General features: G+C 60.0%; 20 protein-coding genes and 3 pseudogenes. 16 read left to right on the forward strand and 7 right to left on the reverse strand.

Annotation, left to right across the window (positions count from 1 at the left end; genetic code table 11):
- Positions 1 to 7: 7 nt before the first annotated feature.
- The 4 genes from J5289_RS04965 (at position 8) to J5289_RS04980 (ending at position 4,155) form a co-directional block, all read left to right on the forward strand.
- Positions 8 to 265, forward strand: a complete 258-nt coding sequence (locus J5289_RS04965; protein WP_209182788.1) for an AbrB/MazE/SpoVT family DNA-binding domain-containing protein — start codon at positions 8 to 10, stop codon at positions 263 to 265.
- Positions 265 to 594, forward strand: a complete 330-nt coding sequence (locus tag J5289_RS04970; RefSeq protein ID WP_209182789.1) for a type II toxin-antitoxin system PemK/MazF family toxin — start codon at positions 265 to 267, stop codon at positions 592 to 594. Before J5289_RS04965 ends, J5289_RS04970 begins: the two co-directional genes overlap by 1 nt.
- A gap of 47 nt (positions 595 to 641) precedes the next feature.
- Positions 642 to 1,850: an acetyl-CoA C-acetyltransferase gene (locus J5289_RS04975; RefSeq protein ID WP_209182790.1), complete on the forward strand. Its 1,209-nt coding sequence runs from the start codon at positions 642 to 644 to the stop codon at positions 1,848 to 1,850.
- Positions 1,851 to 1,941: 91 nt separating this feature from the next.
- Complete coding sequence (locus J5289_RS04980) at positions 1,942 to 4,155, forward strand: FAD-dependent oxidoreductase (protein WP_209182791.1); 2,214 nt, start codon at positions 1,942 to 1,944, stop codon at positions 4,153 to 4,155.
- Positions 4,156 to 4,566: 411 nt separating this feature from the next.
- Here the strand turns inward: J5289_RS04980 and J5289_RS04985 are convergent, their stop codons facing one another.
- Positions 4,567 to 4,908 carry a hypothetical protein gene (locus J5289_RS04985; RefSeq protein ID WP_209182792.1) on the reverse strand — a complete coding sequence of 114 codons (342 nt, stop codon included), beginning with the start codon at positions 4,906 to 4,908 and terminating at the stop codon, positions 4,567 to 4,569.
- A gap of 252 nt (positions 4,909 to 5,160) precedes the next feature.
- Positions 5,161 to 7,107, reverse strand: a complete 1,947-nt coding sequence (locus J5289_RS04990; RefSeq protein WP_209206752.1) for a methyl-accepting chemotaxis protein — start codon at positions 7,105 to 7,107, stop codon at positions 5,161 to 5,163.
- An 896-nt stretch (positions 7,108 to 8,003) separates the two neighbouring features.
- Here J5289_RS04990 and J5289_RS04995 point away from each other — a divergent pair.
- Entirely contained in the window at positions 8,004 to 8,213 is a 210-nt protein-coding gene (locus J5289_RS04995; RefSeq protein ID WP_111216728.1) for a cold-shock protein, read from the forward strand.
- Positions 8,214 to 8,330: 117 nt separating this feature from the next.
- Here J5289_RS04995 and J5289_RS05000 read toward each other — a convergent pair whose 3' ends face one another.
- Positions 8,331 to 8,999, reverse strand: coding sequence for an OmpW family protein (locus tag J5289_RS05000; protein ID WP_209182794.1), 669 nt, complete (start codon positions 8,997 to 8,999; stop codon positions 8,331 to 8,333).
- Between the two features lie 282 nt (positions 9,000 to 9,281).
- Between J5289_RS05000 and mscL the strand changes: the two genes are divergently transcribed.
- From mscL to J5289_RS05020, 4 genes are all read left to right on the forward strand, one after another.
- On the forward strand, positions 9,282 to 9,716 hold the full coding sequence (mscL, locus tag J5289_RS05005; RefSeq protein ID WP_142823973.1) for a large conductance mechanosensitive channel protein MscL: 435 nt from the start codon (positions 9,282 to 9,284) through the stop codon (positions 9,714 to 9,716).
- A 131-nt stretch (positions 9,717 to 9,847) separates the two neighbouring features.
- Complete coding sequence (locus J5289_RS05010) at positions 9,848 to 11,014, forward strand: pyridoxal phosphate-dependent aminotransferase (protein ID WP_209182795.1); 1,167 nt, start codon at positions 9,848 to 9,850, stop codon at positions 11,012 to 11,014.
- 209 nt (positions 11,015 to 11,223) lie between these two features.
- Positions 11,224 to 12,252: a UDP-glucose 4-epimerase GalE gene (gene galE / locus J5289_RS05015; protein ID WP_209182796.1), complete on the forward strand. Its 1,029-nt coding sequence runs from the start codon at positions 11,224 to 11,226 to the stop codon at positions 12,250 to 12,252.
- A 126-nt stretch (positions 12,253 to 12,378) separates the two neighbouring features.
- Positions 12,379 to 13,437, forward strand: coding sequence for an enoyl-CoA hydratase/isomerase family protein (locus J5289_RS05020; RefSeq protein ID WP_209182797.1), 1,059 nt, complete (start codon positions 12,379 to 12,381; stop codon positions 13,435 to 13,437).
- 21 nt (positions 13,438 to 13,458) lie between these two features.
- Here the strand turns inward: J5289_RS05020 and J5289_RS05025 are convergent, their stop codons facing one another.
- Positions 13,459 to 14,220, reverse strand: coding sequence for an SDR family oxidoreductase (locus J5289_RS05025; RefSeq protein ID WP_209182798.1), 762 nt, complete (start codon positions 14,218 to 14,220; stop codon positions 13,459 to 13,461).
- A gap of 81 nt (positions 14,221 to 14,301) precedes the next feature.
- Between J5289_RS05025 and J5289_RS05030 the strand changes: the two genes are divergently transcribed.
- Complete coding sequence (locus tag J5289_RS05030; protein WP_209182799.1) at positions 14,302 to 14,862, forward strand: PadR family transcriptional regulator; 561 nt, start codon at positions 14,302 to 14,304, stop codon at positions 14,860 to 14,862.
- Between the two features lie 133 nt (positions 14,863 to 14,995).
- Here J5289_RS05030 and J5289_RS05035 read toward each other — a convergent pair.
- Positions 14,996 to 15,393: pseudogene (locus J5289_RS05035) on the reverse strand (RidA family protein).
- A gap of 144 nt (positions 15,394 to 15,537) precedes the next feature.
- Between J5289_RS05035 and J5289_RS05040 the strand changes: the two are divergent.
- From J5289_RS05040 to J5289_RS05050, 3 genes are all read left to right on the forward strand, one after another.
- A complete protein-coding gene (locus J5289_RS05040) occupies positions 15,538 to 16,131 on the forward strand; it encodes a TetR/AcrR family transcriptional regulator (protein WP_209182800.1) in 594 nt (197 codons plus the stop codon).
- Between the two features lie 268 nt (positions 16,132 to 16,399).
- Positions 16,400 to 17,797, forward strand: a complete 1,398-nt coding sequence (locus J5289_RS05045) for an MATE family efflux transporter (protein ID WP_209206751.1) — start codon at positions 16,400 to 16,402, stop codon at positions 17,795 to 17,797.
- On the forward strand, positions 17,794 to 18,216 hold the full coding sequence (locus tag J5289_RS05050) for a glyoxalase superfamily protein (RefSeq protein ID WP_209182802.1): 423 nt from the start codon (positions 17,794 to 17,796) through the stop codon (positions 18,214 to 18,216). The genes J5289_RS05045 and J5289_RS05050 overlap by 4 nt, the downstream gene beginning before the upstream one ends.
- A 116-nt stretch (positions 18,217 to 18,332) precedes the next feature.
- Here the strand turns inward: J5289_RS05050 and J5289_RS05055 are convergent.
- Positions 18,333 to 18,672: pseudogene (locus J5289_RS05055) on the reverse strand (Rid family hydrolase).
- A 12-nt stretch (positions 18,673 to 18,684) separates the two neighbouring features.
- On the opposite strand from J5289_RS05055, the pseudogene J5289_RS05060 reads away from it, so the two are divergent.
- Positions 18,685 to 19,082 (forward strand): annotated as a pseudogene (locus J5289_RS05060) (TetR/AcrR family transcriptional regulator); the annotation flags it as partial.
- A gap of 118 nt (positions 19,083 to 19,200) precedes the next feature.
- Positions 19,201 to 19,608: a hypothetical protein gene (locus J5289_RS05065; RefSeq protein ID WP_209182804.1), complete on the forward strand. Its 408-nt coding sequence runs from the start codon at positions 19,201 to 19,203 to the stop codon at positions 19,606 to 19,608.
- 220 nt (positions 19,609 to 19,828) lie between these two features.
- Here the strand turns inward: J5289_RS05065 and J5289_RS05070 are convergent, their stop codons facing one another.
- Positions 19,829 to 21,898, reverse strand: coding sequence for an ATP-dependent helicase (locus J5289_RS05070; RefSeq protein WP_209187328.1), 2,070 nt, complete (start codon positions 21,896 to 21,898; stop codon positions 19,829 to 19,831).
- A 249-nt stretch (positions 21,899 to 22,147) separates the two neighbouring features.
- Between J5289_RS05070 and J5289_RS05075 the strand changes: the two genes are divergently transcribed.
- On the forward strand, positions 22,148 to 23,020 hold the full coding sequence (locus J5289_RS05075; RefSeq protein WP_209182806.1) for an SMP-30/gluconolactonase/LRE family protein: 873 nt from the start codon (positions 22,148 to 22,150) through the stop codon (positions 23,018 to 23,020).
- Positions 23,021 to 23,177 lie beyond the last annotated feature (157 nt).

The raw sequence follows: 23,177 nt of genomic DNA on the forward strand, positions 1-23,177 counted from the left end.
GGCGAAAATGGCGACATCGACACTTCGCAATGTGGGAGGCTCTGTCATGATGACGATCCCGAAAGCTGTCGTTGATGAGTTGGGACTGACAGCCAATACCAAGGTCGAGGTATTGGCAGAGGATGGGCGCGTCGTTGCGGTTCCGCACAAGCGGCCGAAGTACACGCTCGATGAGCTTTTGGCGCAGTGCGATCTTGATGCACCGTTCACAGAGGAAGATCGGCAATGGCTCGATGATGCACCGTCTGGCCGAGAGGTCATCTAGTGGATCGCGGAGACATCTGGCACGTCGATCTGGAACCGATCCGTGGACGTGAACAGGCCGGCGCGCGGTATGTGCTGGTGGTTACCAAGAAAAGCTTCAATGCCATCGGCACGCCGATAGTGGTGCCTATAACGACCGGCGGTGAGTTTGCCCGTTTCAAAGGATTTGCCGTGTCGTTGTCCGGCGCGGGAACGCGGAGTTCGGGTGTGATCATGTGCAATCAGTTGCGGTCGCTCGACCTTAGGGCGCGCGGCGGGAAATACGTGGAAAGTGTGCCCGATTTCATCATGTCCGAAGTTCTCGCCAGGATCAGTACGTTCTTCGACTGATATAAAAAGTTCGAATTTTGGTGCCCATGGCGCCAGGGAGAGAGACGATGACCGAGGTTTTCATTTACGATCATGTCCGCACACCCCGCGGTCGCGGCAAGAAGGATGGCGCGTTGCATGAGGTGCCGTCGGTGCGTCTCGCGGCCCGCACGCTGGAGGCGATCCGTGATCGCAACGGTCTGGATACGGCGACGGTTGACGACATCATCATGGGCTGCGTCGATCCGGTAATGGAAGCCGGCGCGGTCATCCCGAAGGCTGCGGCGTTCGAGGCGGGCTATTCGACCCGTGCACCCGGCATGCAGATTTCGCGCTTCTGCGCGTCCGGCCTGGATGCCGTCAATCTGGCTGCGGCCAAGATCGCCCAGGGCGCGGACGACATCGTCATTGCCGGCGGTGTCGAAAGCATGTCGCGGGTCGGGCTCGGGATGGGCGGTGGTGCCTGGTTCATGGATCCATCGGTCAATTTTCCAGCCTATTTCATGCCGCAGGGCGTCTCCGCCGATCTGATTGCCACAAAATACGGTTTCTCGCGTGCCGATGTCGATGCTTATGCGGTCGAGAGCCAGAAGCGTGCGGCGCATGCGTGGAAGAGCGGTTGGTTCGACAAGTCCGTCATACCGGTCAAGGACCAGAACGGCCTGACCATCCTTGCCCATGACGAACATATGCGCCCCGGCACGGATATGCAGGCGCTCGGCGCCCTCAATGCGTCCTTCCAGATGCCCGGTGAAATGGGCGGCTTCGAAGCTGTCGGTATCCAGGCGCATCCGGAAATCGAGCGCATCAACTACGTCCACCACGCCGGCAATTCCTCCGGCATCGTCGATGGCGCGGGCGTTGTCCTGCTCGGCTCCAGGGCTGGTGGCGAGAGCATGGGCCTCAAACCCCGGGCCCGCATCAAGGCCTTCGCCAACATCGGCTCCGACCCGGCACTGATGCTGACCGGCCCAGTCGATGTGACCGAAAAATTGCTCAAGCGCTCCGGCCTGTCGCTGGCCGATATCGATCTGTTCGAACTGAATGAGGCCTTCGCCGCCGTCGTTCTGCGCTATTGCCAGGCTTTCGACATCGATCACGGCAAAATCAACGTCAATGGCGGCGCCATCGCCATGGGCCATCCGCTCGGCGCCACCGGTGCGATGATCCTCGGTACCGTGCTCGACGAGCTGGAACGCCGGGATCTCAATGTGGCCCTGGTTACCCTCTGCATCGGCGCCGGCATGGGCACCGCCACCATCATCGAAAGGGTCTGATGGCTTCCTCCGCACCCCCCCCTGATGGGGGGCAAGCGAGTGAGTGTGCAACCCGGCAACCACGAACATTTACTGGGAGAGGAATCCCGCGATGAGCAGCTATACCAATTTCACTGTCGAGACTGATGCAGACGGCATTTCGCTGGTCACCTGGGATATGCCAGGAAAGTCGATGAATGTGTTCACAGCCGAGGTCATGGAAGAGCTTGACGCCATCATCGATGCAAGCGTCGCCGATGCTGCCGTGAAGGGCGTGGTCATCACTTCGGGCAAGGCCAGCTTTTCCGGAGGCGCCGATCTGTCGATGATCAAGTCGATGTTCACCTTCTATAATGATGAGAAGGCGAGAGACCCTGCGACGGCGGCACAAAAGCTGTTCGACCTCGTGGGCCGCATGACCGGCCTTTTCCGCAAGCTCGAAACCTGCGGCAAACCATGGGTTTCGGCGATCAACGGCACCTGCATGGGCGGCGCCTTCGAGATGTCGCTCGCCTGCCACGGTCGTGTCGTCTCCAGCGCCAAGCATGTCAAGCTGGCGCTGCCGGAGGTCAAGGTCGGCATCTTTCCGGGCGCTGGCGGTACGCAGCGGGTTTCGCGGCTTGCCAATGCCCAGGACGCCCTACAGATGATGACGACGGGCGCCTCGCTGTCTCCGGCGCGCGCCAAGGCGATGAACCTCGTGCATCAGGTCGTCGAACCGGATCAGCTGATCGCTGCGGCAAGGCAGATGATCAGGGATGGACTGAAACCCGTCGCTCCGTGGGACGAAAAGGGCTTCAAGGTTCCCGGCGGCGGTATCTGGACGCCGGCCTCGGCCCAACTCTGGCCGGCAGCGCCTGCCATTCTCCGCCGCGAGACAGCGGGAAATTATCCGGGCGCGCTCGCCATCCTCAAATGCGTTTACGAAGGCCTGCAGGTGCCCTTCGATCTCGGCCTGAAGATCGAGCAGCGCTATTTCACCGAGGTCCTGCGGACGACCGAAGCGTTCTCGATGATCCGCTCGCTGTTCGTCTCGATGCAGGAGCTCGGCAAGGGCGCCCGTCGCCCGGCTGGCATCCCAAAGACGGCCCTGCGCCATGTCGGCATCGTCGGCGCCGGCTTCATGGGCGCCTCCATCGCCTATGTCACCGCCGCAGCGGGCCTGCGCGTAACCCTGATCGACCGCGATATGGACGCCGCCAACAAGGGCAAGGCGACCGGCGAGGGGCTCGTCAAGGATGCCATCGCAAAGGGTCGGTTGACGCAGGAGGAGGGCGCGGCCCTGCTTGCAAACATCACGCCTTCGACCGATTACAACGATCTCGGCGATGCCGATCTCGTCATCGAGGCCGTGTTCGAGGACCGCGATGTCAAGAAAGCGGTGATCGAGGCCGTCGAGGCGATGTTGCCGGAGAAGGCGATCTTCGCCTCCAACACCTCGACGCTGCCGATCTCGGGATTGGCGGCAAACTCGAAGCGCAAGTCCAATTTCATCGGCATCCACTTCTTCTCTCCAGTGGAAAAGATGATGCTGACCGAGGTCATCATGGGCAAGGAGACCGGCGACCGTGCACTGGCCGTGGCGCTGGATTTCGTCGCCGCCATCAGGAAGACGCCTATCGTCGTCAACGACACCCGTGGCTTCTACGTCAACCGCTGTGTCTTCCGTTACATCCATGAGGCCTATGACATGCTGATCGAAGGCGTGCCGCCGGCCATGATCGAGAATGCCGCCAAGATGGCCGGGATGCCCGTCGGACCGCTGTCGCTGAACGACGAGGTGGCCATCGATCTCAGCCAGAAGATTCTGAAGGCAACGGTAGCCGATCTCGGACCTGCCGCCGTCGATCCCGGGCACATCAAGCTCATCGACCGTATGGTCGACGAACTCGACCGTAGGGGCCGCAAGAACGGGCGTGGTTTCTACGACTATCCTGCCAAACCGGCGAAGAAGACGCTTTGGCCCGGCCTGAAGGAATTCTTCCCTCAAAAGAAGCCTGAGGATGTGGATGTCGGGGTCCTGAAGCAGCGCATGCTGGTGACAATCGCGCTCGAAGCCGCACGGACGATGGAAGAGGGCATTGTCACCGACCCCCGCGAGGCCGATGTCGGCTCCATCCTCGGCTTCGGCTTCGCGCCTTACACCGGCGGCACGCTGTCCTACATCGATGGAATGGGAGCAAAGGCGTTCGTGGCGCTTTGCGAAAATTTGGCGGCCGAGTACGGCGACGATTTCAAGCCGACGCCGCTGCTGATCGATATGGCCGCAAGCGGGGAAACGTTCTACGGACGGTTCGATCCGTACAAGGTGGAAAACGCAGCCTGACATAAGTCAGGTTGACTATCGCCGCATTTCGGGAACGGTCGTAGCGACGAAAGCGTCGTCGAAATCATGTGATCAAAGGTGAAAAGCGGCAGCGTCGCTTTTCTCGCGCATCAGGCAATCGGCTCGGTGCCGGTAGATCAGAGGCTGCTCCAGACGATCAGCCCGATGGCTGCCCAGATGCAGGCCGACAATTCGAAAGCTATGACATATGCTTTTGCACGATCGCTCATGAAATCCTCCTCCGCATGGTCTCCCAACCATGTATATTATTTAGTTCGATATTCCGCAGAAAGTCAAACGAACTTTGTCAATTTTGCGACAATTACGTGCCATTTGGCTGACGTCCGAAATAGAAGACAGCCCCGCGGAGTTCGGGGCTGTCGGTCTCGGGGCTGATCAGCCAATATAAGATTACTGGCAGTTCGAAGTCTGCGCGCTGTCGGCGTCGGACTTCATATTCGTCGTATTTTTGTTGGTTTTTGTAGCGTTGCAATCCTGCGACTTCCCGTCGCCGTTGCTGCCGCCGCTGTTGGTGCCGGTGCCATTCGTCATGCCACCGCTTGTGCCGCCGGTTCCCGTGTTCGAGCCCGGTGTTCCGGTGCTGGTGCCATTGCCTGTGCTATCGCTGCCCGAGCTGGAACCGGAGGCGCCGGATGTCCCGGAGCTGCTACCTGGGCTGCCGGTGCCGGCTGCCATCGCGCTTGTGGCCATTGCGAGCGTCAGAGCAGTCACTGCCAAGATCTTGGAATACATTGGGTATCTCCCTGGTTTGTTTTTTACAGACAACCAACCAGTGTTCGAACAGGTTGTTCCAGACTATGTGAAGGATTGCTGATGAAAAGCCACGGCGTGCATGTTTTGCCAGGATAGTTCTCATCGGCCGCAATTGCTGCGCGGCGACGATCGTCGTCGTCAGGGGAAAATGCGGAAGGCCGGCCACCAATGACTTGGCGGCCGGCCTCCTGTTAATTCGAGTGCCGTGTCAGGCTTTGATCGTCGACTGGCTCAGAATTCTTCCCAGTTCTCTGCTGCAGCCGAGCTGCCGCCTCCGAGGCCGACGGCGCCGGCAACCTTGGAAAGCATGCGTCGTGCGGGCGAAGGAACGGGCTTGTGGCTGGCATGGGCCACTTCAGGACGGCGCATCGGCGTTGCTTCGCGGCCTCCCCCGACATTGAATTCGGAGATGATCTCGCGCAACCGCTCGACTTCCCCGGCCAGAGCTGCGCTGGCAGCGGTCGACTCTTCGACCATGGCGGCGTTCTGCTGGGTCACCTGGTCCATCTGGTTGACCGCCGTGTTGACTTCGGCGAGCCCCACCGACTGTTCCTTGGCGGATGTCGCAATCGAATCCAGCTGTGTGTTGATCGATATGACCTGTTCTTCGATGATCTTCAGGGTATGTCCGGTTTCCTGCACGAGCTTGACGCCATTGCTGACCTCCTCGCCGGAATTGCGGATCAGGTCCTTGATCTCCTTGGCGGCCTGGGCAGACCGCTGCGCGAGTTCGCGGACTTCCTGGGCTACGACCGCAAAGCCCTTGCCCGCCTCGCCGGCACGAGCGGCTTCGACACCTGCGTTTAAGGCCAGAAGATTGGTCTGGAAGGCGATCTCGTCGATGACGCCGATGATGCTGGAGATCTGGTTGGAGGATTGCTCGATGCGCTGCATCGCAACGACCGTGTTGGAAACGACCTCGCCGGAGCGCCGCGCCGACTTGTTGGCCTCGATCGCTACGTGGCGGGCCTCTTCAGTCCGCTTCGAGGAGTTGGCAACGTTGATGGTGATCTGGTCGAGTGCCGCCGCAGTTTGCTCGAGCGATGCAGCCTGCTGTTCCGTGCGCCTGGAAAGATCGTCGGCACTCTGGCTGATTTCGCGCGCACCGTTGTCGATGGATCCCGTTGCAATGGAGACCGACCGCAAGCTGGAGGCAAGCTGGTCGACGGCAGCATTGAAGTCGGCACGCAGGCTTTCGAAGTCGCCGGCAAATGCTTCGTCGAGGCGGAAGGTCAGGTCGCCGCTCGAGAGATGCTTGAGCCCGTTTGCAAGCCCCGAGGTCGCCTGGGCCATTTCGTGGGCTCGCTGGCGATCGGCCTGGGCGACGCGGCTGCGTTCGGCCTCGCTTGCGGTGCGGGTCTGTTCGGCATCCCGCTCGAGTTCCTTGGCGCGCAGTCCATTATCCTTGAACACCTGGACCGCCTTGGCCATGGTGCCAATTTCGTCGCGCCGATCCACGCCGTCGACTGTTGCGTCGAGGTTGCCATTGGCAAGCACGTTCATGGTTTTGGCCAATTTCTGGATCGGGCTGACAAGCCACGAGCGAACGGCGAGGAAGCCAAGCACGAGCACCGCGACAAGACCAACGGCGACGATGATGAGGGTCGTCATGATCGTACCGTTCGTGACACTGGTAAGCCGGTCGCTTTCCTTGGAAGACGCATCCGCGATGTCAGTGACGAAAGACGAAAATTTCGGAGAGATTGCAGCGAATGCAGGTTGGCACTGGCTCAGGAAAAGTTGCTGTGAAGCGAGAACGTCGGTGGGGCTAGTGGCAGCTCGACCGGCAACAATCGCTGGTGCGCAGGTCGTGGAAAGAATTTGGATGCCTTCCGTTTTCAGTTGGGGCAGCGAAGCGTTCTCGGGTAACGCAGCGATCGCTTGGTCCATGAATTTGACAAAGCCATCGCTAGCCTCTTTGAGGCTTTTCTCGGAGCGCGCATTGAGCTCGTCCGTATTCGCCATCAAGATATCGCCGATCGACGCCCGCGCGGTTTGCAAACTGCGGTTGGCTCGGGCCGAATTAAGCGCGGCTGCCGACTCGTGATCCAGCAGCGCATTGTAGCCCGTGTCGATGCTGCTGAGCTGCTGGCCTGAATACAGCGAGACGCCGATGGCAAAGAGTCCGAAGCCTGCCATGATGAGCAAAAATTTTCCAATGATAGATATGTGTTTCACCTGCAACTCCGGCAAATCTGTTTTTCGGGGAGGGGTGCCACGAGCAAATCATTCACTGGGCAGACCGTGAGAAGCGGACGGTGAGGATGCTGCCGATTTTTGACAGAGGCGCCCTACCCACGAAACCCGCTGACCTCTGCTGGATGACGACTCAGCCATGCATATCAGTCGACTAAAATGTAGGACATACTTTCTAAGTAATTCTTAATTCTAAAGAGCAGGCCATGTATCTCTAAAATTGCCAATGAACAGCCGGAATATCGCGGCAAAAAATTGCGCTTTCGCAAGTCAGTGCCATTCCAGCATTAGAAATAAACGAAATAACGCATGAAAAAGCAAAGCCTGGCTGTCTGTTTATACACTAACAGTAATGATCCCTCGTAGTTTGAAAGCTCCATGGATAATCGGTTGCTGGAAATCGCGGTTAGCGTGTCGACAATGTGAATGCATTGAGTATCGCTAACCACTTCGGGGAACGACCTGAAAGTTGCTGCAATCGTTGATTCGTGACGCTTCGGGAGCCATCGCTCAAAGGTGGAAGTGGACCTGGGATTTTAGACTTTGACAGAGCCATTCCAGGTTGAATTTGCATTTTTTTGGGCCGCGCCCGCCACGCCGTTGCCCCATCCAAACGTCGGGTGTGCAAGGCCTTCCGGCATCCGATCAATGCACCCGTATCAGTAACCGGCTTTCGGCGGTGAGACTTTGCACTCGCTGTGGCTTGAAACAGCGACGGAGGTCGGATATAAACGTTGCCATCGATCTTGCTAGATGAACTTTGTTGCGGCCATTCCAGCCGTTGCTGGCGAACTTCCCTTCAAAATCGGTTTTCACCGCGATCCGGGCGTTTTCCGGGTTGCGTTCTTCTCTACTCGCGATTCGAAAAGGATATCGTTATGGCATCAGGTACAGTTAAGTGGTTCAACGCAACCAAGGGCTTCGGCTTCATTCAGCCTGACGACGGCGCAGCCGACGTTTTCGTACACATCTCGGCCGTTGAACGCGCCGGCATGCGCGAACTCCAGGAAGGTCAAAAGATCTCCTACGAGCTCGTTGCTGACAAGCGTTCGGGCAAGATGTCTGCAGACCGCCTTCAGGCAGCCTAAGACATTTTCATCACGGGCGGCAGGCTTTGCCAGCGTCCGTGACGACAGACTGGAAAGGCCGGGCTTTGTCCCGGCCTTTTTGCATTTGGCAGTTCGCGGTGGAGTGCTGCCTGCCTGTCAGAAGCGGTAGGTGATGCCGGTGCCGATCATGAGAGGATCGAGGTTGGCCTTGCCACTGACATGGCTTCCTCCAACGGTCGCGTCGAAGTCTGGCCGCAGGATCAGTTTCTTGACATCGACGTTCAGGCCCCAGTGTTGGTCCAGCATGTAGTCGAAGCCTGCCTGGAAGGCGACGCCGAACGTGTTCTTCACATTGAGGCTGTCGGCGCTGTTGCCGGACTGGTTATAGAACATCGTGTAGTTGATGCCGGCGCCGACATAGGGGCGAAACGCGCCGAGGCTGGTGACGTGGTACTGCAGCGTCAGTGTCGGTGGCAACATCCAGGTCTTGCCGATATTTCCGAGGCTGGAAATCGATCCCTGGCCATGGACTGTCGATTTGGTGGTGCCAAGTATCAGTTCCACGGCAATGTTGTCGTTGAAGAAATAGGACACATCCAGTTCCGGGATAACGGTATTGGAAAACGACAATCCGGAGCCGTCGATACCGTCGACCCGGCCTGAATCGCGCGGAATGACGCCAAGCGCCCTCAGCCTGATCTGCCAGGGGCTTTGCGCCTGCAGGGATATCGACGGATCTACGGTGGTGTCGGCTGCACCGGCCGATGTCGCCACTGCCAGCATTCCGGCAGCCAACAATATCCTGATCGGTTTATAAAATTTCATGGATCTACGTCCTTCGTGAGCGGAATTGCTTCCTGAAGGGCAATCATCGCGCGCTGGCGGGAGGCCGGGTTTGAGCGAGATCAAACGAGCACCCCGAGTGTTGCCAGGAGTTACCATTCTGCGCCAAGCTGTCGTATTTTCGCCACAGTTGGATGGGGCTCAACTTGAATATGAGGCTGCACGCCACTCTCCCGGTTGCAGAATGACTATTGAATTCAGTCGCAAAAGATGTTGCTAATCAAATCGGGATCAACGTACTGCCAATCCTAAAGGGGGGCGTCCATGCTCAATGAATTCAAATCTTTCATCGCCCGTGGCAACGTCATGGACCTTGCCGTTGGCGTGATCATCGGCGGCGCATTCAGCGGCATCGTCAAATCGCTGGTGGACGACATCATCATGCCGGTCGTCGGCGCGGTTTTCGGGGGCTTCGATTTCTCGAACTATTTCATCGGCCTTTCGAGTGCAGTCAATGCGCCGACACTGGCAGCCGCGCGCGCGCAAGGCGCAGTCTTTGCATACGGCAACTTCATCACCGTGCTCATCAATTTCCTGATTCTCGCCTGGATCATTTTCATGATGGTCAAGGGCGTCAACGCGCTGCGCCGGCAGGTGGAGCGCAAGGAAGAAACGACAACAGCCGCGGCACCTCCGCCGGCCGACGTCGCGCTGCTGACAGAAATTCGCGACCTTCTCGCCAGCCGGACTGCCGTATGATCGTGTTTACCGGAACCCGCCGCATTGCGGTGGGGTTTCTTCCATCACTGAAATCGATTGGTCATCCAAGCAAAGTCATGGGATTTCCGCGTCGAACTGCCTTATGAAGGCGGCTAACCGGAGACCCCAGCATGTCCATCGTAAACAGCCTCAGCCCGCGCGCGCTTGCAGCCCCCGAAAGCGGTATCGTCGAAGTCCTCAACTATGCACGTGGGCGGGAAGGCCTGCTGCCGCTCTGGGTTGGCGAGGGTGATTTGTCGACGCCTGATTTCATCAACCAGGCCGCCATGGCCTCGCTTGCCGCCGGCGACACCTTCTACACCTGGCAGCGCGGCATCCCGGAATTGCGCCAAGCGCTATCGGATTATTATGCCCGTCATTTCAACGTGGCGCTCTCACCCGACAATTTCTACGTCACCGGCTCAGGCATGCAGGCGATCCAGCTCTCCGTCCAGGCGATTACCTCGCCGGGCGACGAGATGATCTATTTGACCCCGGCCTGGCCGAACATTGCAGCGGCCCTCGAAATCGCCGGCGCACGCTCGGTCGGTGTCCAGCTCGATTTCGAAGGCGGCAAGTGGGCCCTCGATATCGGTCGCATCGAGGCCGCCATCACGCCGAAAACCAAGGGCCTGTTTCTCAATACACCGTCCAACCCCACCGGCTGGACTGCGAGCCGTGAGGATCTGACCACGATCCTGGCGCTCGCCCGCAAGCACGGTCTCTGGATCATGGCCGACGAGATCTACGCGCGTTTTCACTACGCAGGCGGTCGCGCGCCATCGCTGCTCGATACCAGGCAGCCGGATGATCGCATCCTCTTCGTCAATTCCTTCTCAAAGAACTGGTCGATGACCGGTTGGCGCATCGGCTGGATCGTCGCGCCGCCTGAAACCGGGCAGGTGCTGGAGAACCTCGTGCAATATTCGACATCTGGCGTTGCCCACTTCATGCAGATGGGCGCGGTCGCTGCGCTTAATGCCGGCGACGTGTTCGTGGAGAGCAACATCGAAAAGGCGACGCTGTCGCGGGATATCCTCTGCGAGGCACTGGTTGCCACCAACCGCGTCGAGACGCTGAAGCCCGACGGCGCGCTATACGCTTTCCTCAAGATCGACGGTATTACCGACAGCCGCCAGGCAGCGCTCGATATTGTCGACAAGACCGGCGTCGGCCTGGCACCGGGAACGGCGTTTGGGGCTGGCGGGGAACTGTTCCTGCGCGCCTGCTTCCTGCGCGATCCCCGACAGATCACCGCCGCCGCAGAGCGGTTGAGCAAGTATATCCTCAGCCTCTGATCGCCCACGCGAAAGTCTCCACACTCCCGGCACAGGCTCAGGAGTGTGTTCTTCCGCGCAAATTCGCTAAAAGCCTGTCTATCTCATCAAGACATTGCTAACTACGCCACCATTCTCCGACCCTTAAAGTTGTGGAAAGGTGGATTGATAATCAAATATCAAATGACGCGAGCCAATGCTCCCGCGATGACAAGCCAGGGATGCAAGACATGGCGATATTGGTAACGGGCGGTGCCGGCTATATCGGCAGCCATATGGTCTGGACCTTGCTGGATGCCGGCGAGGACGTGGTGGTGATCGACAGACTGTCGACCGGCTTCCGCTGGGCTGTGGCACCGGCTGCGCGTTTTTACCTGGGCGATGCAGCCGACGAGACCGTGCTGCAAAAGATCTTTGCCGAAAACGATATCGAAGCGATCGTCCATTTCGCGGGCTCGGCCATTGTCTCGTCCTCGATCAAGGATCCGCTCGCCTACTACGAGAACAACACCGGCAAGACGCGCGTGCTGATGAGCGCTGCCGTCAGGGCAGGGGTTCGCCATTTTGTCTTCTCCTCCACAGCCGCCGTCTACGGGCCGCAGCCGACGGGCGAACCGGTGCCGGAAACTGCCTCGCTCAATCCGGAAACACCCTATGGGCTCTCCAAGCTGATGTCGGAGTACATGCTGCGCGACGCCGCTGCTGCCTACGATTTCCGCTATGTCGCACTGCGCTATTTCAACGTCGCCGGAGCCGACCCGGAAGGCCGCACCGGCCAGTCGACGGAAGGTGCCACGCATCTCGTCAAGGTGGCCTGCGAGGCAGCACTCGGCCGGCGCCCGGCCGTCGATATCTATGGCACCGACTATCCGACCCATGACGGCACCGGCGTACGCGACTACATTCATGTCAGCGATCTCGCCGAGGCGCACCTGAAGGCCCTGCAGCACCTAAGGGCAGGCGGGCCTTCGCTGATTGCCAATTGCGGCTATGGCATGGGCTATTCCGTCCTCGACGTGCTCAACATGGTGACGCGGGTCCACGGACGCGCCTTCCGGATAAACCACGCGCCGCGCCGGCCGGGCGATGCAGCCTGCGTCGTTGCCGATGCAAGCTTCGCTCGGGATGTGCTCGGCTGGACGCCACGGCGTAACTGCATGGAAACCATCGTGCGCTCGTCGCTCGCGTGGGAAAATCATCTGGCGCAGCGCCGCGAGACCGACCGTTTCACGACCCCCACCCCCGTCGCCGTCTGCTGATATCGCAAGGGCATGCACAGAGCGCCTGCCGCCGCGCTCGTCGATCCCGGTGTCTTATTCTTAGATGCCGCTGGACAGACCGCCAGATGGTGCCCATCTCCTTCGCAAAAAGGGTGGAGTTCGGCAATGCAGGCAGCAGACGAGATCATCATCGAACGCAACGGCTCGGTCGGCGTCATCCGGCTTAACCGGCCGAAGGCGCTGAACAGCCTGACGCTATCCATGGTTCGGGCCATAGCCGGCAGCCTCGAAAGCTTCGCCGCCGATCCGGCGATTGCCAGTGTCGCTATCATGGGCGAGGGCGAGCGAGGACTTTGTGCCGGCGGCGACATCCGCGCCCTGCACCAGAGCGGCAGCACCGGCGGCGAGGACGCCACCAGCTTCTGGCGCGAGGAATTCCGGCTCAACCGGATGATTGCCGAATACCCGAAACCCTATGTGGCACTGATGGACGGTATCACCATGGGTGGCGGCGTCGGCCTCTCCTCCCATGGCAGCCACCGCATTGTTACCGAGCGGACGCGCCTGGCTATGCCCGAGACCGGTATTGGCTACTTCCCCGACGTCGGCGCCACGTGGCTGCTCTCCCGCGATGGAGGCGAGACCGGCACCTGGCTTGCCCTGACCGGCCTTGCCATCGGCGCTGCGGATGCGATCGATGCCGGCCTTGCCGACCATCACGTAGCCTCACAGGACCTCGCCGAGGCGATCGATGCCATCGGCCGATTGCAACCGGGCGCTTCGGCGGAAGACGTCCACACGGCGATTGCAGCCTTCGCCACGCCGCCGGAAGACGGCATCTTCGTCGCCAACGCCGGGACAATCGGCCGTGCGTTTGCCCATGACAGCGTCGAGGCCATCATGGCGGCGCTGGCCATGGAGCCTGACGCCTTCGCCGCCGACAGCCTGAAAGCCATCGCCACACGCTCCCCGACCAGCCTGAAGCTGACGCTGCTCCTGCTGCGCGCCGGGCGGAAAAGCCGGGATCTCGCCGAATGTCTGGAGCGGGAACTCGGCGCCTGCCGCCAGATCCTCAAGACTACCGATTTCTACGAGGGTATCCGCGCCGCCATCATCGACAAGGACCGCAATCCGCAATGGTCCCCCGACAGCCTCGATGCGGTGGACGAGGCGGCGCTGGAACGCTTCCTTGAGGTGTCCGAGGCAAAGCTGTTCGACCGGTAAAAACGGCTGCGTCGCCCCCGCTCAGTCCTTGGGCGTATATTCGACCATCATCGCCAGCACCTCGTCGAATTGTCCCGCCCGTTCGGCATTGCGAAAGTAGCGCACACGCTCGACGCTCACTTCTTCCGGCGATTGGTCGCCATTGCCATGGAGCAATGCCAAGACCTCGTCGGCAAATTCGCCGAGCGGCTGCGAGTTCGGGTCCAGGGATTGACCAGGTGTCAGCTCGGTCTGCACCTGAGGCGGAATGATCTCGATGATCTCGACCCGTCCCTTGAGCAGCGGGCGGATGGCGGCAGTGTAGGAGTGGATCGCTGCCTTGGAGGCGCTGTAGGTGGGCGAGGCCGGAAAGGGAACGAAGGCGGTGCCAGACGAAACATTGATGATCGCCGCATGCTTTTGCGCGGAGAGGTGGTCGATCAGCGCATTCGACATCCGGATCGGACCCAGCACATTGGTCACGATCATACGTTCCGCGTCGGCGAGGTCGCGCCTCCGGGTCGGGTTTTCGCTCTTGTAGGTCCCGGCATTGTTCACCAGCACATTCAGGTCTGGATAGGCAGCGACGATCTCGCCTATGCCCGTTTCGATCGCAGCGGCATCGTCGATGTCGAGTTCGTGCACGAAGATGTTGGCCCGACCCTGCGCTGTTTCCTCCAGCATCTCGCGGCGGCGCCCGGTGACGATGACGCGATTGCCGGCATCGTGCCAGCGCTGGGCAAGCGCACGACCGATGCCCGAACCACCGCCTGTGACGAGGATTGTGTTGCCGCTTGCCTTCATGTCGTTCTACTCCTTCATGAGATACCCGAAAATTCGGGATGCAGGAGATTACTCCTGCGAGAGTATTATCGTGAGAGTAAGATGTCGTCAATTCGGTTGTTCATTCTGTCGTCCTTCGATCTGCTCGGGCCCATGCATGGCCATCGGCTCCGTCTAGAAGCCGAAAACCGCTATGTATCGCTTTGGACAGACATATCGGTTGGTGCGGTCTACGGTGCAATGTCGAGGCTGGCGGAGGAGAAGCTTCTTCGTCAGGTCAGCGAAGAGCGTGATGGCAATCGTCCCGTGCGGCAGATCTATGAGATCACTGACGAGGGTCGGCGCGTTCTCTCCGATCTCCGCCGTTCGGGCCTCACCGACATCTGGTACAAACACGACCCGTTCGACCTTGCCCTGATCCGGCTCGATCCCGCCAGCGCCGCCGAACTGCCGCGCCTCCTCGATATCAGGTTGAAGGCGCTCGAAGCGCAGCTGGCGGAAGCCAACCGCATCAACGACTGGGCCGCTCCCTACATCGGCATCACCAAACGATCGGCGCTCAAGCACGGGCAGCATCGGTTGCGGGCCGAGATCGGCTATCTGCGCGAGGTGATCGCCGATATCGATGCCATCGTCGCCGAGGTGAGTGAGGGCAAAGTCTGACCGCTGCCGCCACAAGCCCCGCATTCGCGCCCGTCCTCGGCAAGGGTCGCAATTCGCGATGGCTGCCCGCAGCCCTGGCAGCCATCGCCGGTTTCGGGCTCGTATCAGCAGTGACACAACACTGCGGTCGAATCTAAGCCTTTGCCGGCAGGCGGGCGATCACCTTGATCTCGAAATCAAAGCCGGCGAGCCATGTCACCCCGATGGCAGTCCAGGCTGGATAAGGCTTTTCCCCGAGTAGCGCTGCTTGATCGGCATGATGGTGTCGAACTGGTTCTGCGGATCGGTGTGGAACGTCGTGACATCCATCACATCCTCGAATGTGCAGCCCGCTGCTTTGAGCACGGCAGCCAGGTTCTCGAAGGCACGTTCAACCTGGCCCTGGAATTCGGGTTCAGGTGTCCCGTCGATGCGGCTGCCAACCTGGCCGGAGACAAACAGCAGGTCGCCGGACTGGATCGCTGCCGAATAGCCGTGTGCTTCGTAGAGCGCATGTCTGTGAGGTGGAAATATTGCGTTTCGCGTGGTCATTTTATTCCTTCTGGCCACCGTGGGAGCTTCGCCATCAGGCTTCCCACAGCGGACAATTTGAGATACGTTACGTATGCGAAAGTAGATGACGTACGACGCGTATGTCAATACATATACGGTGCGTATGTGAAATTGGAATGAGGAATGGCAAAGCGGCGTGCCGAGACGATGGAAGAAAACCGGGGCAAGCTCATTGCCGCCGGGCGCAAGGCGTTTGCGGAAAAAGGCTATTTCGCCGCGTCCATGGACGAATTGACGGCTGATGCTGGCCTGACGCGCGGCGCGCTGTACCACAACTTCGGAGACAAGCGCGGACTGCTCGCCGCCGTGGTCAACGAGATTGATTCAGAAATGGCGCAACGGGCCAAGGCGATTGGGGCTGCGCAATCAGACGAGTGGCAGGGTCTGCTCGCGGAGGCGACGGCCTATATCCAGATGGCGCTGGACCCCGAGGTTCAAAGGATTGTTCTGCTGGACGGCCCCGCTGTCCTCGGAGACCCATCGAAATGGCCCAGTCAGGATAACTGCCTCGATGTGACAAGGCAGGCGGTGCAAAGGCTTATGGAAAAAGGAATACTCAAGCCCCTGGATGCCGAGGCGGTTGCCCGACTTCTCAGCGGGGCTGCGCTGAATGCCGCGCTGTGGGTCGCTGCAAGTGAAGATGCGGAGGCCGTCCTCCCGAAGGCCCTCGACGCGTTTCAGGCACTGGCCACGGGCCTGCTCTCCAGACCAGTGTGAGGCACATCAAAGCTTGTCGGCTAAATCCGCCAGAATTCGGAGCCCCGGCACCCCTCCGCGGCTCTTGAAGCGAAGTCCCCCGGAAACTGGTTTGTTGACAAAGATTTCCCGCAGTGATTGAAGTGGCACGGGTTACGAACACCTGCCGCCTGCAGACGCAAGTCACGGTGAAGTTCGGCAGACAGATTATCCTCACCCTCGAAGCATTTCGGTGGTGGCAATGCGGGCCCCCATCCTCAGCCGAAATGCCTCTCTGGAGGAGTGAGCAATGTCCACAGGACATTCTGACGACAACCTATTTCTGACTGCGCCCGTGCACAAAATATTTGCTGCTACCGCCTTGCCCATGGCTGCCATCATGCTGATGAATGGGCTTCTCGGTATCGTCGACGCCGCATTCCTCGGTCGGTTCGTCGGCACGAAAGCCATGGCTGCGGTCGGCATCGCCTTCCCCGTGCTCATGCTGACCATTTCCCTCTCCACGCTCGTCAGCGCCGGGATGTCCAGTTTGCTGGCTCGCCAGCTTGGCGCCTCTGCCCGCGACGCGGCTGCCGCGACCTTTGCGGCCGCCCATGGGCTTGCCCTGCTCATCGCCGCAATGCTGATCCTGATCTTTATGGTGGGAGGATGGAGCTTCGCGTTGCGAACGGCCGGATCCGACCGCTCCGTTGCGGAAATGCTTTGGGTTTTTCTGGCGATCAGTATATTCGGAACATCGGTGCAGTTCCTGCTGGGAATTCATGCCGATGCCTGGAGAAACGAAGGAAAAGCCGGATTGATGGCGCTCCTGTCGCTTGGCGTGACGCTCGCGAATATCGCGCTGAACTACATCCTGATCGTGCCGCTCAAGCTCGGGATCGCCGGATCGGCTCTCGGCACGATCCTCGCCCAGGCCATAGGGCTGGCACTTTTGGTCGGCTTGCGCCCCTTTGTCGACGGGATGATGCCCCTTGGGAGCCTCTGGCAGAACCGCTGGACGGGGGGATGGCGACGGCTGTTGGCGCTGGGCGCGCCGGTCAGTCTGGGTTTCATCGGCATTGCCCTTTCGGGAGCGGTCGTGCTTCTTGCCTTGCGGCTCGGCGACGGCGCAAATTACGAGAAATCCATCGCTGCCTACGGCATCGTGACCCGCGTCTTCGGCTTCACCTTTTTGCCGATCATGGCGATCGCGATGGCCATGCAGAGCATCGTCGGCAACAATGTCGGTGCGCGGCTCTACGCGCGTTCGGATAATGTCCTGGGGATCGCGGTCGCAACGGCCTTGGTCTACTGTTTCGCGGTGGAGTTTTGTCTGCTCCTCGCGGGGAGCAGCATCGGCGCATTGTTCGTCTCCAATCCCGATGTGGTCGCTCAAACCGGAAGGCTTTTCCGGCCGATGGCGGCGCTCTATCTGGTGTCGGGGCCGGTTTTCGTGTTCGGACTGTATTTCCAGGCTGTGGGCCAGCCAGCGCTTGCGGGCTTGCTGACCGTGGCCAAGCCTTTCGTGCTGTTGCCGCTTCTCATTGCTGCGCTTGCTGTTTCAGGGGGCGCCGATTTGATCTGGTTCGCCTACCCTCTGGCCGATAGTCTCGCCGCAATTGTTGCCGTCCTGGTGCTGTCCTCCGCGTTCAAGACGCGAAGGCGCGCGGGCGCAATCGGCCTTGAGGGAATGGAGCGCGCGTCATGACTGTCAGAACCATTGCCGAAGCCAAGGCGCAGGCAAAGAAACTCAAGACCGCCCTGGCTGCCCAGGATGTGGTGCTGGGCCATGCCCAGGCGCTCGAAGTGATCGCCCACCAGTCCGGCGCACGCGACTGGAACACCCTGTCGGCGCGCTTGGCAAAGGCTGCCCCTGTACCTCTCAGCATCGGCCAAAGGGTGCAAGGCCGCTATCTCGGGCAACCCTTCAAGGGAGAGATCAAATCCCTGTCGTCCATGGGGAACCAGTACGCCGTCTCCGTCCGGCTTGACGAGCCGGTGGACACCGTGACCTTCCCCGGCTTCTCCAACATGCGCCGCGCGGTCAGGAGCGTTATCGACAGCCATGGAAACTCAATCCGGAAAACATCGAACGGAGCATTCCACCTGACCTTGGCACCGTTGTGAGGGGGCTCGAGGCAGGCTTCGGCCCGTTGACCCTGCTGCGGCCGTGCGGCTGGCGAGCCTCAAGCCGCTCCCGGCATGCGGGCGATCACCTTGCTTTCGAAATCAAACCCGGCGAGCTATGTCACTACGACCGCGGTCCAAGTCGAATAGGACTTCCCGTCGAAGAACTGCTGTTTGATCGGCATGATGGTTTCGAACTGCTTTTGCAGATCAGTATGGAATGTCGTGACATCCAGGACATCCGAACGTGCAGCCGGCAGCTTCGAGCACGGCTGCGAGGTTGGTGAATGCAAGTTGCACCTTGGCCTGGAAGTCGGGCTCGGGTGTTCCATCTGCGAGGCTGGCGACCTGACCGGAAACAAACAGCAGGTCGCCAGATCGGACGGCTGCGGACTAGCCGTGCGCTTCGTAGAGCGTATGTCTATTTGCGGGAGATATTGCGGTTCGCTGGGTCATTCTCTTCCTTAGATCGATTCTGAGATTGCTCAGCGTGCCAAGGAGATCGCTGCAGCGGAAAAGACGAGTGGCAGGGGCTGTTGGCAGAGGCGACGGCCTATATCGAGATGTCGCTCGACCCCGAGGTTCAAAGGATTGTCCTCCTCGATGGATCGGCGGTACTGGTAGACCCATCGGAATGGCCCAGCCAGGACAGCTGCCTTGAAGTGACGCGGCAGACGGTGAAAAGGCTAATGGAAAAGGGAATCATAAAATCTCTCAACGCGGAAGCGGCAGCTTGCCTTCTCATCGATGCTGCCCTGAATGCTGCACTATGGGTCGCCGCAAGTGAGGACGCCAAGGCCGTTTTGCTTAAGGCCGTGGAAGCCTTTCAAGCCCTGGCCACAGTTCTGCTCCGAACACCGCTGTAAGGCGATCTTAGTTTTTTGCTGACGCCAGTCGCTGGCATGGTGCCTAGCGCTAGTGATTTAACCACGCAAGCGTCACGAACAGGCCAATCCGCCAGAAGGCCTCCGGAGTCAAATATCGATGACCACTAATATTAAAAATAAGGAGTTAATAATATCGGATTCGTTCGGGATGTGGATCACCGGGCTATGGGGGAATATATTTTTTCAGAATCCTGACTTTACATTCGGTGAACACAAGCAGGCGTTCCTAAGTATTATCAAGGAGTTATTTGATGATGGTCGTGTGAGTTTTGTTAAGCCGGGCGCTGATGTCTACTATAACGAAAAGACAAACCCGAACCCAAAATACACAATTCAGCAACCAGAAAGCCATTGGGGTGTCTCTAGTGATGAAATTGTTGATTTTTTGCTCGCGGAATGGCCAGAAGATGCCTCTCACAGAGATGATCCGCAGCTAAACGGTTACTTTTACAAAGTGCCAGCTATAATCTGGAAAAATAACGACGGGGAGTGGTTTGGCTCCTAAATTAGCCCTCAATACCGACGCGGGAGCCCGCTTTCTCAGCGGAGCTTCGCTTTGTAGCCGCAATCAAAGACAATCGGTCCGGCTGCCAATGGCCTCGAAGAGCTGGTCACAAGTCTGTTTCAAAAACTGATGTGGCGCGAACTGAGTTTCGCTTGCAAATTCGATACGCCGGATAGTGCGGGGCACCGAATGCTTCCGCTCGCTGGTCCCCCCAGCACCCCTACCGCCACATCCCCCGCATCCGCGCGCCGACATTCACCCGGATCTGCCGTGCCTGCTGGGCGGCGGGTGAGCCTGAGCGGGCGGTGGGCCAGCCGCAGACTTCGAAGAACTGCAGCAGCGTTGCCGGGATGAAGCGGGTGCGGTTGGCATAGACGTGGCGGTCGCCCTGGGCGTTCTGGCCGTGGACGAAGAAGCGTTGCGGCAGCACCAGGTCTAGATTGTCCTTGGCGCGGGTCATCGCCACGTAGAGCAGCCGACGCTCCTCCTCGATCTCGGCGCTTGTACCGACGCCGAGATCGGAGGGAATGCAGCCGTCGATGACGTTCAGCATGAATACCTTGGTCCATTCCTGGCCCTTGGCGGAATGGATCGTCGAGAGGATGAGATAATCTTCGTCGAGCAGCGGAACTCCGGCCTGGTCGCTCGTCGCATCCGGCGGGTCGAGTGTCAGTTCGGTCAGAAAACGTTCCCGCGAGGGATAGCCCGAGGCGATCTGTTCGAGCTGCAGAAGATCCGCCTGCCGTGTCGCTGCATCCTCGTGCAAGCGCTCCAGATGTGGCGCATACCATTCCCGCACCAGACCGATTTCAGCCGGCCAGCCGGCCTTGCCCGATTTCACCGCCTGCAAGGTCTCGACAAAACTGGTCCAGTCATCGCCGCTGCGAGGCGGGGCGGGGATTTCGGTCAGCGCGGTAATCGGGCTCGCCTCGTCGTCCATCCGGTCGAGCACTTTTTGTGCTGTCGACGGCCCGACGCCGGGCAGAAGCTGCATCAGTCGGAAACCGGCCACGCGGTCGCGCGGGTTCTGGGCAAAGCGCAGGGCGGCCAGCATGTCCTTCACGTGGGCGCTGTCGAGGAATTTCAGGCCGCCGAACTTGACGAACGGAATGTTGCGCCGCGTCAGTTCGATCTCCAGCGGGCCGGAGTGATGCGAGGCCCGGAACAACACGGCCTGCTGTTTCAGGATGGTGCCGCCCTCGCGGTTTTCAAGCACCATGTCGGCGATGTAGCGGGCCTGGTCGGCCTCGTCGCGAACGGTCACCAGCTTCGGGCGCTGTGCCGACGTCCGCTCGGTGCGCAGGTTCTTGGTGAAACGCTCGGAGGCCAGATCGATGACGGCGTTGGCGGCGGCAAGGATCGGCTGCGTCGAGCGATAGTTGCGGTCGAGCGTGACGATACGGGCGGCCGGCGAAAACGATGCGGGGAAATCGAGGATGTTGCGGACCGTCGCGGCGCGGAAGGAGTAGATCGACTGGGCGTCGTCGCCGACAACCGTAAGGCCCTGTCCGCCGGGCTTCAGCGCCATCAGGATCGAGGACTGCAGCCGGTTGGTATCCTGGTACTCGTCGACCATCACATGGTCGAACCGGTTGCCAATGTCTTCGGCGATCAGCGGCTCATGCACCATATGTGCCCAGTAAAGCAGCAGGTCGTCGTAATCGAGTACGTTCTGCACCTGCTTCGCCTCGACATAGCTGGCAAAGAGTTCCCGCAGCTGGTTTTCCCAGGTGGCGCACCATGGGAAGACATCGCGCAGAACCTGGTCCAGCGGCGTCTCGGAATTGACCGCGCGCGAATAGATGGCAAGGCAGGTGCCTTTGGTCGGAAAGCGGTTCTCGGTCTTCGAAAAACCGAGGTCGTGCCTGATCAGGTTCATCAGGTCGGCGCTGTCTTCGCGATCGTGGATCGTAAACGCTGGGTCGAGGCCGATCTGTTCGGCATAGTCGCGCAGCAGGCGCGCGCCGATGCCGTGGAATGTCCCGCTCCAGGCCAGCGCATCCGTCATGATTCCGGCTTTCGGGCCGAGCACCTGGGCGCAGATCTTCTCGACGCGGCGGCCCATCTCGGCAGCAGCCCGGCGCGAGAAGGTCATAAGCAGGATACGGCGCGGGTCGGCGCCCTTGACGATCAGGTGGGCAACGCGGTGGGCGAGCGTGTTGGTCTTCCCGGAGCCCGCGCCGGCGATCACCAGCAGGGGGCCGGACACATGGCTTCCGTCGATGTCGGTGCCGTGCTCGACGGCCAGCCGCTGCTCGGGATTGAGTTTTTCCAGATAGGCGGCGTTCATTGGCTCTCCTCTATTGCTCCGGAGCGGCCGCTGCCATGCCGTTATTGTATTTCCGAAGATTTTCGAAGCACCATTAGATTGCCCGAATGTTCGTTAAATGTTCTGAATCGGCGAAAACTGTCAAGCGAGCTTGGGCCGGTTTGACGCAACGACGCGCAGAATGGCGGCGGTCGGCTTTCGTTTACTTAACGAATCGGAAAGGTTAGCAATGTCTTTAATATTATTGCGTGCCCCGGGAGATGCGTCGGAATGAATGAGACGATTGCAGTCGGGTTACACCAGCCTGATGGGCCGGTCGGACTGCAGGATGGGCGCATTGCATGTGTCGAGATGGAAGACGGTCGCCGATGCGTATCGGTAATCGCACCGCACGGCCAACGCCGGGAAATCTGCCGACCGGGCGGACGTCCGTCCGGGTTGGCTGTCGATGGCGATGGCTGCTTCTGGGTGGCCGGCGGTCCGGAAAACTCGCTGGTGCGCCTGTCGCCCGAAGGTCGGATGCTCCAGATGATCGAAGGCAGCGAGACGGGACCCTTCGTCCTGCCGCGTGATCTCGCTTTCGGTCCGGACGGGCTTTTGTACATGAGCGACGCCGGCGTTCGGATCGCCGATCTCGTCATCGGCCAAACAATCCGGCCGGACTTTTTGAATGCGCCCTACAATGGTTGCATCTACCAGATCGATCCAGCCGACGGACGCGTGCTCCGGTCGCTGGCGGCGGGCCTGCTGCTGGCGAGCGGCATTGCCTTCGATTCGAACGGCTTGCTCTATTACAGCGAGATGCTGACCGGTAATATCTATCGTCAGGTGCTCGGGGGCCGGCAGGAAATCTTTGCCCACGCCCTGCGCTCGCCGATGGGTACGCGCCTGAAGGGACCGGCCGGCCTGGCCTTCGATCGTGACGACACGCTTTATTGCGCCGTGTATGGCCAGGGCGACATCTGCCTGATCGACACGTCCGGCAAGCTCTCTGGCCATATCCGCACCAACGGCACGTTGCCGAGCAACGTCGCCTTCACCGTCGATGGCAAGCAGGTGCTGATCACCGAACAGGAGCACGGCGCCATCGAGCGCATCCCGGCGCCCAAGCCGGGGCTGCCGCTGCACCGTCCAAAGATCTGATCCGGCTATGGAGTAAAGAAAAAGGGCGCCTCCTGCCGGCCAGCCCCTAACCGAAATATGGAACCCAGGTAGAGACTGGTGCCGAATCCCTTCCGGCATGGGTGTTTCGGGCGGTTTGTCTTGCCGGAAATATCTTCGTGAAGCATCCTGGGGACTC

Origin of the sequence: Rhizobium sp. B230/85, from assembly GCF_019355735.1 — a bacterium.
Lineage (GTDB): Bacteria > Pseudomonadota > Alphaproteobacteria > Rhizobiales > Rhizobiaceae > Rhizobium > Rhizobium rhododendri.